The 12964-nt window shown below is 72.6% G+C and carries 8 protein-coding genes; 5 read left to right on the forward strand and 3 right to left on the reverse strand.

Annotated features, from left to right (window positions below; all coding sequences use genetic code 11):
• Genes ACZ6JS_RS10515 through ACZ6JS_RS10535 form a run of 5 tightly spaced genes read left to right on the forward strand, consistent with a single transcriptional unit; the run spans window position 1 to window position 6688 of the window.
• Entirely contained in the window at window positions 1-855 is an 855-nt protein-coding gene (locus ACZ6JS_RS10515) for an immunity 49 family protein (RefSeq protein WP_469297259.1), read from the forward strand.
• A gap of 36 nt (window positions 856-891) precedes the next feature.
• Entirely contained in the window at window positions 892-1398 is a 507-nt protein-coding gene (locus ACZ6JS_RS10520; RefSeq protein ID WP_469297260.1) for an immunity 49 family protein, read from the forward strand.
• Between the two features lie 39 nt (window positions 1399-1437).
• Complete coding sequence (locus ACZ6JS_RS10525; RefSeq protein WP_469297261.1) at window positions 1438-2373, forward strand: protein kinase family protein; 936 nt, start codon at window positions 1438-1440, stop codon at window positions 2371-2373.
• On the forward strand, window positions 2373-4571 hold the full coding sequence (locus ACZ6JS_RS10530) for a protein kinase domain-containing protein (protein ID WP_469297262.1): 2199 nt from the start codon (window positions 2373-2375) through the stop codon (window positions 4569-4571). Before ACZ6JS_RS10525 ends, ACZ6JS_RS10530 begins: the two co-directional genes overlap by 1 nt.
• A 20-nt stretch (window positions 4572-4591) precedes the next feature.
• Complete coding sequence (locus tag ACZ6JS_RS10535) at window positions 4592-6688, forward strand: protein kinase domain-containing protein (RefSeq protein WP_469297263.1); 2097 nt, start codon at window positions 4592-4594, stop codon at window positions 6686-6688.
• A 38-nt stretch (window positions 6689-6726) separates the two neighbouring features.
• Here ACZ6JS_RS10535 and ACZ6JS_RS10540 read toward each other — a convergent pair whose 3' ends face one another.
• The 3 genes from ACZ6JS_RS10540 to ACZ6JS_RS10550 all read right to left on the reverse strand — a co-directional run bounded on the left by ACZ6JS_RS10540 (window position 6727) and on the right by ACZ6JS_RS10550 (window position 12591).
• Window positions 6727-7395, reverse strand: coding sequence for a DUF5825 family protein (locus ACZ6JS_RS10540; protein ID WP_469297264.1), 669 nt, complete (start codon window positions 7393-7395; stop codon window positions 6727-6729).
• The gene (locus ACZ6JS_RS10545) at window positions 7395-9308 is read right to left on the reverse strand and encodes a RiPP maturation radical SAM C-methyltransferase (protein WP_469297265.1); all 1914 of its coding nucleotides are present in this window, start codon (window positions 9306-9308) and stop codon (window positions 7395-7397) included. The genes ACZ6JS_RS10540 and ACZ6JS_RS10545 overlap by 1 nt, the downstream gene beginning before the upstream one ends.
• 157 nt (window positions 9309-9465) lie before the next feature.
• Window positions 9466-12591: an AfsR/SARP family transcriptional regulator gene (locus ACZ6JS_RS10550; protein ID WP_469297266.1), complete on the reverse strand. Its 3126-nt coding sequence runs from the start codon at window positions 12589-12591 to the stop codon at window positions 9466-9468.
• Window positions 12592-12964 lie beyond the last annotated feature (373 nt).

Here is a 12964-nt window from a genome sequence, read left to right on the forward strand (position 1 = left end):
GTGATCGTGCCTCGCCAGGACTATCAGAAGGACAAGATGGCGGCGGTGGTTCCCGTCATGGAGGAGTCGCTGTCCGAAGCGCTGGAGGGGATCGAGACCTCGCACAACTCCAGGTCGGATGCCGTCATGGAGTCGCTGAACGTCGCTCTCGTCCGCACCGTGGGGGACCCCGGTTCCGTCATGCTGGAGACCTGGGAGTCCTGGCTGCTGGCCATGCAGGTGCACTCCGCCGTCTTCGCCGCCGCCGACCCCGACCGGGAGACGGTCACCTGCAAGATCCGGCAGGAGGAACGCCACCTCGCCACCACCGGACCACAGACCTACCTCAACGCGGACACCTGGCTCGACGCCTTCTACCTCGCCGTCATCACCCGCGAAGCGGCCCGCCTCGACATGCTGGCCCGGGTGCCCGTGTCCCTGCTGCGCGACTTCGGCGGAGCCCTGGACGAATACACCTACGCCTGGGTGGAGACCCTCCAGAGCTTCTGGCTCCGCCGTGACGACCTGCGCACGCACTTGGTGCGCGCCGTGGACCTGAGCGCTCCCGATCAGGCACGCGTCATCGACGCGGAGGAGATGGGCAAGCTCCGGTACCCGCCGATCATGATGCTCTACCGGTACCTGCGCAACGACGCCGCCGGCTTCAACGAGGCCCTGGCCGACGCCGTCCGGTGGCACAAGGAGTACTGGACCGCCGACGAGGACCGCGCGCACAACATCCTGGGCGTCGTGGCCATCGCCCCGCTGGCGATCGCCTGCCTGGCCAAGGCCAACGGCATCCCGGTCGAGATCCAGACCGACTATCTCCCCGAAGCCCTTCTCGACTTCGCCTGGCGCGGCGAGTTCGACGCGTAGCCGGCCCGCCCCACGGGCCGGTGCTCCGCGGGCCAAGTGGCGTGTTACGTCAGGGAAGGCACAGGGGGCTCCACCGTCATCCGCCACCCTTTTCCCACGGAGCACGCGGAAGAGGGTGCCGGGGAGAACGGTCGCGCCGACGACCACGTCTTCGCCTGGACCGACACCCTTCGGACCTGTGGGACCGGTGGTCCGGAGCTCAGCCGGAAGCTCGTGGCGGCGGTGGACGGCACCGCACCGGAGGTCGCCCCGCGACCCCGATACGGCCGGACGGCCGGCGTACCCGCCGATGGAGATGCTCCACCGGATCTCCGCAACAACCAGTCCGGCTTCAACCAGGCCTCGCCACCGCCTTGCAGTGGCACAAGGATCACTGGAGCAGCGAGGCGAGCCCGAGCCAACGACGCCAGGGGCCTCGTCGCCCTCGCACCGCTCGCCATGGCCTGCATCGCCCACGACGCGGGCATCCCGGTCGAGGTCGGGTCCGAGTACCTGCCCGCTGCCCTCCTGGGCCGCAACTGGTGCGGCGAGTTCCCCACGTAGGGTGGCCGTAGATCGACACAGACAGGGGGAGATCCACCGGTGGAACCGCTGCGCCACGACGACCCTCCGGAGATCGGGCCCCTCATCACCTTGGGCCGGCTCGACGACGAGCCCGAACACACCGCCGCCGAACGGCGCTTCGTCGTCCGGAGCGCCGACGGCGACCGCACGTTCCTCGCCCGGCTCCCCCGCCCCGACACCGATCCGACCCGCTGGGCCATCGAGGCGGAAGGCGCCCGCCGGCTCTCCGTACCGGGCTTCCTGCCGGTCGGCGAGGTCGGCGGCGGCGCGGAACTGCCCTGGTGCACGGCCCCGTACGAGCCCGCCCTCCCCCTGCCCGCCGCCCTGCGCGCCCATGGCGGGCCCCTGCCCGACCCGGTCGTACGGGCCCTCGGCGCGGCCCTCGCCCGGACGCTGGCCACCGCCCACGCGCAGGGCGTCACGCACGCGGGCCTGTCCCCCGCCGCCGTACTGCTCACCGCCGACGGCCCCCGCCTGAGCTGCTCCGGCGCGGTGCGGGCCGCGGCTCCCGACGGCCGGCGGCGCAGCGGCCTGCCGGGGCTCGACTCCGGCAGTCTCGCCCCGGAGCAGGCGGCCGGGGGCCGGCCCCGCCCCCCGGGCGACGTGTACGCGCTGGGGGCGGTACTCGCCTACGCCGCCACCGGCCACACCGTCCCCGAACGCGACGAACTGCCCGACTTCCTGCGCGAACCGGTCACGGACTGCCTCTCCCGCGACCCCGCGCGGCGGCCGCAGGCGTACGAGCTGCTCGGCGTCCTGGAGTCGCCCGCGGGCGCGAAAACAGCGCACGAGGCGACCGTCCTGGACACCACGACCCCGGCCACGACCCCGACCGCGACCCCGAGCCCGCTCCCGAGCCCGCTCCCGGCAGGCGTCGTCGTCGCTCTCGCACGCCAGTCGGCACGGGTCCTCGCGACCGAACTCCCCGTTCCTGCTCACCGGATCGACCGCTGATGCTCTTCCCCCTCGCACACGACGACCCGCACGCGCTGGGCGGCCACCGCCTGATCGCCCGCCTGGGCAGCGGCGGCATGGGCACCGTCTACCTCGCCCGCTCGGCCACCGGCCGGACGGTGGCGCTGAAGACGATGCACGCCCGCACCGCCACCGATCCCGCCGCCCGCACCCGCTTCCGCCTCGAGGCGGACGCGGCCCGCGTCATGGGCCCCGTCCACGGCGCCCGGGTCTTCGACGCCGACCCGCTCGCCGACACCCCCTGGCTGGCCACCGAGTACGTCCTCGGCCCGCCCCTCGACGAGGCCATATCCCTGGCAGGACCCCTGCCCGAGCCTGCGCTGCGCGCCCTGGGAGCCGCCCTGTGCGCGGCCCTGGCGCAGCTCCACGCCTCGGACGTCGTCCACCGCGACCTGAAGCCCTCCAACATCATGATCACGGCCGAGGGCCCCAAGGTCATCGACTTCGGCATCGCCCGCGCCCTCGGCGACGACCACCTCACGCGGACCGGCACCGCCGCGGGCACGCCCGCCTTCATGTCCCCTGAGCAGGCGACCGGCCAGGAACACACATCCGCCGGTGACGTCTTCGCCCTCGCCGGCGTCCTCACCTACGCGGCGACCGGCCACGGCCCCTTCGGCACCGGAGCCCACGCCGACCTCGTCTACCGCGTCCGCTACGCCGACCCCGACCTCACCGGCGTTCCGCCGGCCCTGCTACCCGTCCTGGCGCACTGCCTCGCCAAGGACCCGGCCGACCGGCCCACCACCGAGGAGCTCGCCGCCCGGCTGCGCACCGGGGAGGGCGGCTTCGCCGAGCGGCTCCCCGAAGCGCTGCTCACGGAGATCGCCCGCCGCGCCGGCGGCGTCTGGAACGACGCGCCCCACCGCCTGCCGCCCCCACCGGGACACGGCCTCGCCGCGACCCACCCGAGCAGCGCTCAGCCGCCGTCACCGTCCCCGTCCGTCCTGTCCCGCCGCCGGCTCCTGGTCCTCGGCGGGGGCTCCGTGCTCGGGGCGGCCACGGTCGGAGGCGGCGCCTGGGCCTGGTTCGACCGTGCGGGCGCCACCGCTCCGAAGCCGGCTGCGGCCCCCGCCACGGGCCCCGCGTGGGACCTCCTCTGGCAGGAGCCCGTGAGCTACGCCGACCCGCTCATCCCGCCCGCCCCGCTCACCCTGGACGGGCTCCTCGTCGTCGGCGAGTACGGCGTCAAGGGCCTCGATCCCGCGACGGGAGCGGCCAAGTGGACCGATCCCGGCGTCTACTTCATGCGTCGCACCGGCACCGACGGGACGAAGGTCTACGCCGCCGACTACACCCTCGACGAGGCCGACCCGCTCCGCGTCTCCACGGTCGACACGGCCACCGGGAAGCTCAACGCCCCCTTCAGCGTGCTCAAGGACCTGCGGGCGATCCTCTACGGAACACAGGTGCTCTGCGCGAGCACCGATGCCGTCTACCTGGTGGGAGGCCGCGGCAGCCACAACCGCGACGGCTTCGGCAAGGACCAGACGTGGTTCCTGCTGAAGATCGACGCCCGTTCCGGCGGCAAGGTCTGGGAGGTCCCGCTGCCCGCCCGCCCCGAAGGCTCCCCCCACCTGCACTTCCTGTCCGCCCGGGCCGTGGGCGGGCACCTGGCCCTCGTCCAGCAGTCCGCAGAGCGCGAGCCGCGCCTCGTCGTGCACGACGCCCTGACGGGCAGGGCGCTGTGGGACAAGCCGCTCCAGAGCCCGCAGCCGGTCCTGAACCGGGCCCACCTGGCCGTGGACGACCGGCACGTCTACCCGGCGTCCGGGGAACTGGCCGCGCTCCGCCTCACCGACGGCAAGGCGGCCTGGCGTTTCGCGGGCGCGACCCCGACGGCACGGTTCGGCCCGCCGGCCGTCAAGGACGGCGTGGTGTACGCGGTCGAGGAGAACCGCGGCATGGTCGCGCTCGACGCCACGACCGGCGTTCTGCGGTGGGCGGAGAAGACCCGCACGGTCACCGCCGAGGACCTGGCCACCCCGCCCGCGGTAGGGATCTCGTACGTGTACGCCTACTCCGCGGCCTCCGCCGCCCTCATGGCCGCCGACATCCGGACCGGCGCCGTCAGCCGTCCCTTCAAGGCCGCCAGGGCACGGTACTTCGCCGACCCGGCCGCCAAGCGGCTCATCGCCATCGGCGGCGAATACGTCGCCGCGTACCCCCTGTCCTGAGCTCACGGAAAGCCCACACGATGAAGCCCCTGGAATCCGGAGACCCGCTGCGGCTGGGCCCCTACCGCATCCTCGCCGTCCTCGGCGAAGGCGGCATGGGCAAGGTCTACGTCGGTCAGGACGGCGAAGGGCACGCGGCCGCGGTGAAGGTGCTGCACCCCCACCTGGCGCACGACCCGAACCTCACCCAGCGGTTCGTCCGCGAGGCCCGGATGGCCCGGGCCGTCGAGAGCGGGTCCGTGGCCCGCGTCCTGGACACCCGCACGGAGGGCGGACGCCCGTGGATCGCCACCGAGTTCCTGACCGGGCCCACGCTCGCCGAGGCGGTGCGCTCCCACGGCCCGCTGGACGAGCCGACCGTACGGGCCCTGGCGGCCGCGCTCGCCGGCGCGCTGCACGACATCCACGCCGTCGGCCTCGTCCACCGGGACCTGAAGCCCAACAACATCGTGCTCACCGCGACCGGCCCCCGCGTCATCGACTTCGGCATCGCCCGCCCCGAACACGGCCTCACCCTCACCGCCACGGGCCAGGTCCCGGTCACCCCGGGGTACGGCGCGCCCGAGCAGGTCCTCGGGCAGCGGGTCGGTCCGCCGGCCGACGTCTTCTCCCTGGGGGCCGTCCTGGTGTTCGCGGCGAGCGGGGCCCATGCGTACGAGGGATCGCACGTCGCGGCCGTGCAGTACGAGGTCGTGCACGGCGAGCCGCGCCTGGACCGCGTGCCGCCGGCCCTCCGCCCGCTGATCGCCCCGCTCCTGGCCAGGGACCCGGCGTCGCGGCCCCTGCCGGACCTGATCGCCCGGTCGTCCGCCCCGCCCCGGGGCGCCGAACGGGCCTGGCGGCGGGGAGCGATCGCGCAGGACATCACGACCAGGGAGCACAGCCTCCACCGGCTGACCACCGTGCCGGGCGGGAGCGCGCCGCGCTCCGTCTCGCGTCGGCGCCTGCTGACGGGCCTTGCCGTCGGCGGATCCGTGCTGGCGGCCGGCGGCGGCACCGCGGCGTGGTGGATCGTGGCGAACCGTTCCGGCCCCTTCGACATCCCGCCCGCGGTACGGACCCCGACGGCCAAGGTCCTGGACGCGAAGAAGGGCGACTACGTTCTCGGCGAGACACCCGGGCCGCTGTGGAGCGTCTCCTCGGCCGTCGCGGAGGACACGCCCGCTCCCCTCCCCGTACGGGACGTCGTCATCGTCGGAGCGCCGAAGGGCGGCATCGCCGCGCGCAGCGTCGTCGACGGCACCCCCCGGTGGTCGGCCGGGAAGGTCGTGGCCGCCAAACGCTACCTGTCCCTGTCCGACCGGCTGGTGGCGGCAGCCGACCGCGACGGCACCCTCGTGACCTTCGTCGCCTCGACCGGCGAGCCGAAGTGGACGGCCCCCGCCGAGGCGGCCTCCCTCCTGGCTGCGGACGACGAGGCCGTCTATGTGATCACCGACCGGGGCCGGGTGCGCAGCATCGGCCGGTCCGATGCCAAGGTCCGCTGGACCGTCGGCGTCGACGCGGACCTCGGCAAGGAGGCCGCCTCCCGCGGCCTGGCGGCCCAGGGCCGGCTCGTCGTCACGGCGGCGGACGGTACCGTCGTCGCCCTCGACACGGCCGACGGCCGCACCGTGTGGGACCGACGCAAGCAGTCCGACGACGGCCGGGCCAAGGTCGCCGTGTCGGGCCGCACCCTGTGCGTGACCGGCAAGAACCTCACCGTCGTCGACGTCGTCGACGGCAAGGAGCTCTGGACGGCCGAGAACCCCAAGCCGCCGAACGGCACCCCGGTCTTCTGGGGCCCTCCGACCATCCACGGCGACCACGTGTACGCGACGGTTCTGACGCTCCCCCTCCGCCTGGACCTCCGGACCGGCCGGGGAACGGACTGGAACTACGGAGGTCTCCTCGAGTGCGACCCGCCCAGCCCGCTCGTCGTGCAGGGCAACGGCATGTGGTCGGTCACCGTCAACAGGACGGAGGCGGGCATCAACGTCGTCGACCTCTCGTCCGAGAACCGGACGCCCTGGGTCTTCCGCATCATCAAGAACCCGACCCGCTACTGGATCACGGCAGACGCGAACCGCGTGTTCCTCCTGGACGGCACGACGCTCGGCGCCCTGCCCGTGTTCTGAGCGTTGGGGGGCCGCGAGCGCCGGCCGTCCCGCCGGGGTCACACCCGGAAGGGCGGCTGCGGCCATCGGTGGGGGCGGTGGGGCGCCCACCACCAGAGGTCGCCGACGGCGAGCAGGAGGGACTCCGCCGCGAGATCGCCGCGGACGGAGGGGCTGACGCCGTCGGCCGACGGGTCCGCCCGAACCGCCTCCACCGCGGCGAGGTACTCCGGCTCGTCGATCACGATCCTGTTCAGCACACCGGGCCGGTGGTCGCGGATCTCCAGGAAGCCGGGTCCGTGGCGGACGACGCACTTGCCCAGGAAGAAGCCCTCGGCCCAGGTCGATCGCAGTTCCGCCGCGCCGGCCGGTCCCTCGATCCGGGACGGCGGGTAGAGGTGGCTGAGCGTGGACGCCGACGGGCCGCCCGCGCACGTCCCCGCATCGGGCAGCCGCACGCGCCAGTCGACGACGACGCCCCAGGCGGTCAGCTCCCGGACCAGGTCCAGGACCCGTACGGCGCAGATAGGCTCGGCCGCGGCGGACAGGTCCACGAGAGTGCTGAACTCGGCCCTGCGCACGCCCGTCCGGTACAGCTCTCGGGCGGTGCGCGCCGCGTCCGCGGAGGCGTCGGAGACGGCGACGCTGCCGAGGTGCATGCCCGGGAGCGTCCGCGCGTGGTCCCGGTAGTCACGCCAGAGGTCGATCACCGGCTTGCGGGCAGTCATCACAGGGGGTCCTCAAAGCCGGGGCCCGGGGCCCGTGCGAAGTCCCGGGTCAGGTCCGGGGCCGAGCCGCCGAGCCGGGTCAGCTCCGCGTTGGTGCCCAGCGGCACGACGTGGACGTACCGGTCGGCGTCCTCGTAGAGAAGCCCGTCCTGGCTCCACTGCGCGAGCAGTTCGGCGACGCGGGCCGGGGAGACGCTGGTGGGGAACCTGGCGCTGAGCCGGTGGGTCAGCGACTGGACGCTCCGCGGGTCCTCCAGGAGCCGGAACGCGGACACCTCGACCGGGTCCGTGATGCTCCTCGTCGTCCAGTCGAAGCCTTCCCGCCGGTTGGTCAGGACGATTCGCGATCCGATGTCGTAGCGGGTGAGGCTGCTGTGCAGGTGCTGGTCGCGCCACCGCTCGACGGCGGCGTCGAGCCGCTTCGCGAGGGTTTCGCCGATGCCGGCGTGCGGGGCGTCGAAGAGGTAGGCCAGGTCGTACAGCTCCGCCTCCGGCAGGTCGTACACCACGGCGTAGTGCGAAGCGGGCCGCAGCGGCGAGAAGCCGAGTTCCGGACGGTCGAAATAGGGGCTGAACCGCTCGATCTCGATGCGGGTGACACCGTCGGGCGGGGTGAGGTGGGTGAGGGCGGGGAACTGCCTGATCACCTCGGTGTAGTCGCTCTCCTTCTCGCCGGGGAAGCCGTAGAGGTAGTTCCACGTGGCCCAGAGGCCGGCGGACTGGGCGTCCCGCAGGTGGCGCACGTTCTGGCAGCCGGTGACGCCCTTGTCCATCAGGCGCAGGACCCGGCTGCTGAGGCTCTCGATCCCGGGCTGGACCTGTACGAGGCCGGCGTCGGCGAGCGTCTGCAGATGGCGGTAGCGGAGGTTCGACTTGATCTCGTAGTGGAAGCGGAGGTCGTGGCCCGTCTCGATCAGAGCGGGCATCACGCTGCGCAGGTACCCCATGTCGAGGATGTTGTCCACGACGAGGACGTCGAGCACCTGGTGCAGCCGGGCCTGTTCCACGATCTCGTTCACGAACGTCTCGGGGGCCTTGCTGCGGAAGGCCATCGACGATCCGTTGAGCCCGCAGAACGTGCAGTGGTGCTTCTCGCCCCACCAACACCCGCGCGAGCCCTCCAGCACCAGCTTCGGCTCGATCCTGGAGCGGGCCGCCGATTCCTGCACCCGGGTGAAGTAGGGCCGGTAGTCCGGCTGCTTCAACTCTCCGGGCGGCAGGGGGAACCGGGCCATCGCGTTCGCCCGGTGCGTGCCGTCGTCCCCGCGCCAGCACAGTCCCGGGATCGTCCCCGGCTCCACCTCCCCGCGGACCGCTTCGAGCAGCATGGGAAACGCCCGCTCGGCCTCGCCGCGCACGACGTAGTCGACGGCGGGGAAGTTGCGGTGCAGCGCCTCCCCCTGCGGTCCGTCGCAGTTGGCGCCGCCGAGGACCGTGGCGGTCCCCGGCGACAGCCTTTTGACCGCCGCGGCCGTGGCCAGGGCGGCGGTGTTCTGCTGGAACGTGGTGGTGAATCCCACCAGGTCCGGACGGGTGTCGGCGATCTTCACGGCCAGTTCCTCGACGAACCGCGCGGACGCCTCGTGCAGGGCCAGGCACACGGCCCGCAGGTGCGGGCTGAGGCCCGACGCCATCCGGTCCTCGAACTCACAGACCCGCCACGCCGGTACTCCGTGGAGGGCACTGGAGAACACCCAGTCCCCGTAGCCTTCGAAGTACGCGTGACTGGCGAAGAACTCGTAGTCCTCGACCCTCAGTCCGATCGCTTCCGCCGCCCAGTCGTAGAAGTCCAGGTTGGCGTTCACCGTCTCCACGTCCGCCCGGTGCGAGCGGCCGACGGAATGCAGGATCCCCAGCGCGAGGGACGGCGTGTCCAAGGAAGCCCACGGCATGTTCACCAGAGTCACACGCATGTGCCGAGCAGCCCTCCGGTCGGTCTCAGAGTCCTTCCGCCGCAAGAGTCCTGCGCACGCCGATGACGTCCGTGCCCGATCTCCTGCTTTCCGCCATCTCGCGTGGGTCGACGTGGATGGTGGTCTTCTTCACGATGATCGCCGTCCGTTTCCGTGGTCAGTGGAGCGGTTGCAGAACCGGAACTCTAGGCAGAGTCACTACCGGATTCCTTCCGGTCACTCTGCGTGCAACCTGGGCGAGGATCGAATCGAGGCGGTGGGCGGGTGCCCGTGTGCCGACGCAGGCGGACAGTTCGGCGAGTTCCGTGCGCAGGACCCGGCCCGCCGCCGGGTCCCCGGCATCCAGTGCCCGGCAGAGCAACTCGACGGCGGAGAGCAGCACGTGGTGGACGGGCTCCGTGCCCAGCCACCGGATGGACTGGGCCAGCCGGTCGACGGCCCGGTCGATGTCGCCGTCGGCGAGTTCGAGGGAGGCGAGCACGTAGAAGAGCTCGCCCATGCCGAACTCCAGGTTCATGTCCCGCAGGACGGCGTGTCCCTCCTCGATGAACCGCCGGGCGGACGGGTCGCGCAGCTCCAGCAGGCTCAGGCCGAGGGTGAGTCCGCTGAACGCCTCGTAGGGGCGGTCCCCCAGCTCGTGGAACGCCGCGAGGGCCGTCTCCGCCTTCTCCCGCGCCTCCTGGAGCTCCCCGCGGTGGCGCAGTACGACGGCCCAGTGCCGCAGCGCGAGGGCTTCCTCACGCCGGTTGCCGGTCAGCCTGCTGAGCCGGACCGCCTCCTGGAAGGCGGCCGACGACAGCTCCCAGCGCCTCTGCTCGTAACGGATCGTGCCCAGCTCGCGGGCGGCCAGCACCTGCGCGAGCCCACTGGAGGAGGCCAGTGCGGACTCGGCGGCCCGGGTCACCTCGGTGAGGGCCGGCCCCAGCCGGCCGAGCGCGCGCAGCGCCCCGGCACGGATCACCCGGCACTCGCTCTCCAGGGCGCCGAGGCCCAGCTCCTCGAAGACGGCGCCCGCCCGGTCCGCGAGTTCCAGGCCGGCCTCCGGGTCCCGGCGGATGCACCGCAGGGCGGCCAGCCGCAGGGACATGACGCCGACACCGACGGTGTCGGCGTCGGCTTCGGCCGCTGCCAGGGCGAGCCGGTGGCTGGCCTCCCAGTCATCGTAGAGGTGTCGCAGCTCCAGGAAGTCGGTGGTGCTGTCCGCCAGTTCCCAGGCGATCCGGCCGAATCCGTTCGAGCAGGCCATCGCGACCGCGGACGCCAGTGCCGGGCGCTCGGCCTCGAACCAGAGGTAGGGGTCCTCGACGATGTAGTCGACGTCGGAGCGGTCGAAACCGTCGTAGCGGTGCGTGGCACCCTGCTCCGCCGCCGGCCACTGCCGGGACCGCGCACCGGTGATGCGCTGCGCGGCCGTGGTGGACAGGGTGAGCCACCCGTCCAGCACCCTGGAGAGCGCTTCCCGGCACTGCGCGGGCGAGTACTCGGCCTGGGCGCGCTCCTTGGCGTAGAGGCGGACCAGGTTGTGGTACCGGTAGCGGGTCTGACCGGCGGCGTCGCATCCGACGACGTCGAGGAGCTGGGTGCTGACGAGTTCCTCGATCAGGTCCTCGGCCTCGTCGATGGTGATGCGCAGCAGCGGGGCGAGTAACCAGGAAGCGAAGTCCGGTGTGTCGATCAGCCCCAGCAGGCAGAACGCCTCACGCTCGCGCGGCTCCAGCTCCTGGTAGCCGGTCGCGAGCGTCGCCCGCACCTCGAGGTCGCCGGAGACCAGCACGTCCAGTCGCCGCCGCTCGTCGGCGAGGCGGCGGGCGAACCGGGTGATGCCGCCCTGGGAGTGCTGGGCGAGCCGCGCGGCCGCGATCCGGACGGCCAGCGGAAGGTAGCCGCACAGCCGGGCGACCTCCGCCGCAGTGGCCTCGTCGCCGACGAGGCGGCGTCCGGCGATCCGTTCGATCAGGGCCCCGGACTCCTCCGCGTTGAACACGTCGAGGTCGACGTGGGTGGCGGATTCCAGTCCGGCGAGCCGGGGCCGGCTGGTGATCAGCACGACGCAGCTGGGCGAGCCGGGGAGCAGCGGTCTCACCTGCGCCTCGCTGACGGCGTCGTCGAGCAGGATGAGCATCCGGGACGAGGCGGTCCGGCTGCGGAAGAGCTCGCTGCACTCCTCCAGGTCGTCCGGGATGCCCTCCTCCCCGACACCGAGCGCGCGCAGGAAGCGTTTGAGCGCCACCAGGGGATCCAGCGGCCGGGCGTCGGCTGTGCGCAGGCGTATGTACAGCTGACCGTCGGGGAACTGCTCGGCCACTCGGCGCGCGGCCTGCACCGCGAGGGTGGATTTGCCGACGCCGCCCTTGCCCGAAAGGGCGACGAGCGCCAGTGATTCCTTGTCGCCCGTCGTCAGCGTCTCGCGGATGCGGCCGACCTGCTCGGCACGCCCCGTGAAGTCGGCTATCGAAGGCGGAAGCTGGGCGGGCACCACCTGGGCGATGGGAGACCAGACCCGCTCGGGTGCCTCCTCGGCGGCAGGGGCCTTGCGGGGCAGGTCGAGGCCGGGGCCGCCCACCAGGATCGCCTCGTGGAGCCGTTGGAGCTCGCCCCCCGGTTCCAGACCGAGCTCCTCGGCGATCAGGGTGCGCCCGGCCTGGTAGACCGCCAGTGCGTCGGCCACCCGGCCGCAGCGGTAGAGGGCCAGCATCAGCTGACCGCGCAGCCGTTCCCGCAGCGGCTGCTCACCGACGAGCGCCTTCAGCTCGCTGACGAGTTCGCCGTGGCGGCCCAGGGCGAGCTCCGCCTCGATGCGCTCCATGACGACGCCGATCCGGCGCTCCTCGAGCGCCGGCGACTCGGTCCGGATCAGCTCCTCCGTACCGTCGGCCAGTGGCTCCCCCCGCCACTGGGCGAGACCGGCGCAGAACGCCTCCACCGCGTCGAGTCGGCGGTCCTGCCCGAGCGCTGCCCTCGCGTCCGCGACGGCTTGGTCGAAGGCCCTCAGGTCGAACCGGTGCTCACCGAGCTGGAGGCGGTAGCCGTTGCCCGAGCGAATGATCAACTCTGGCCCGAACTCGCCCCGCAGCTGGGACACGCACTTCTGGATCTGGGCCACGGCGGTCGGCGGCGGCGATTCCCCCCACAGGATCGCGATGAGTCGTTCCACCGGGACGACGTGCTCGGAGCGGAGCAGCAGCGCTGCCAGCACCGATCTCGTCTTGCGCCCGTTGAGCCTGACTGCGAGTCCGTCGCGCCATGCCGTGATCGGCCCGAGAACACGGAACTCGAATGCCACGCAGCCCCCTTCTGATCCTGTCCGCCTCATGCGGATACAGGACTCCCACCCCCACCTGATGACCTGCGGCTCTGGACGATACCGCACGGTCGGAAGCCTGGCGGAAGGCAACCGGTAGCGGTCAGTGAAAAGCTCGTTACATCTCGGACGGCGACGGAAGCTGCAGTTCAAATGACCAGAAATGCGGACACCGATCAATCGGCCGGAGACACCGCCGGCCCCGCGTCGGCAAGCGACCCCACCGGCCCGGACGCCGCGCAGTGGGCGGTCCCGCACGCAGCGGGACCCCTCAGCGACGGCGCGTTCTTCGCCGGCCGTCATGCGGCCGGGCCGTACTCCGACGGCGCTTGCGCGGATGTGCAGGCGGTCTCCC

The sequence above is a fragment of the Streptomyces sp. NPDC046349 genome, assembly GCF_055587885.1.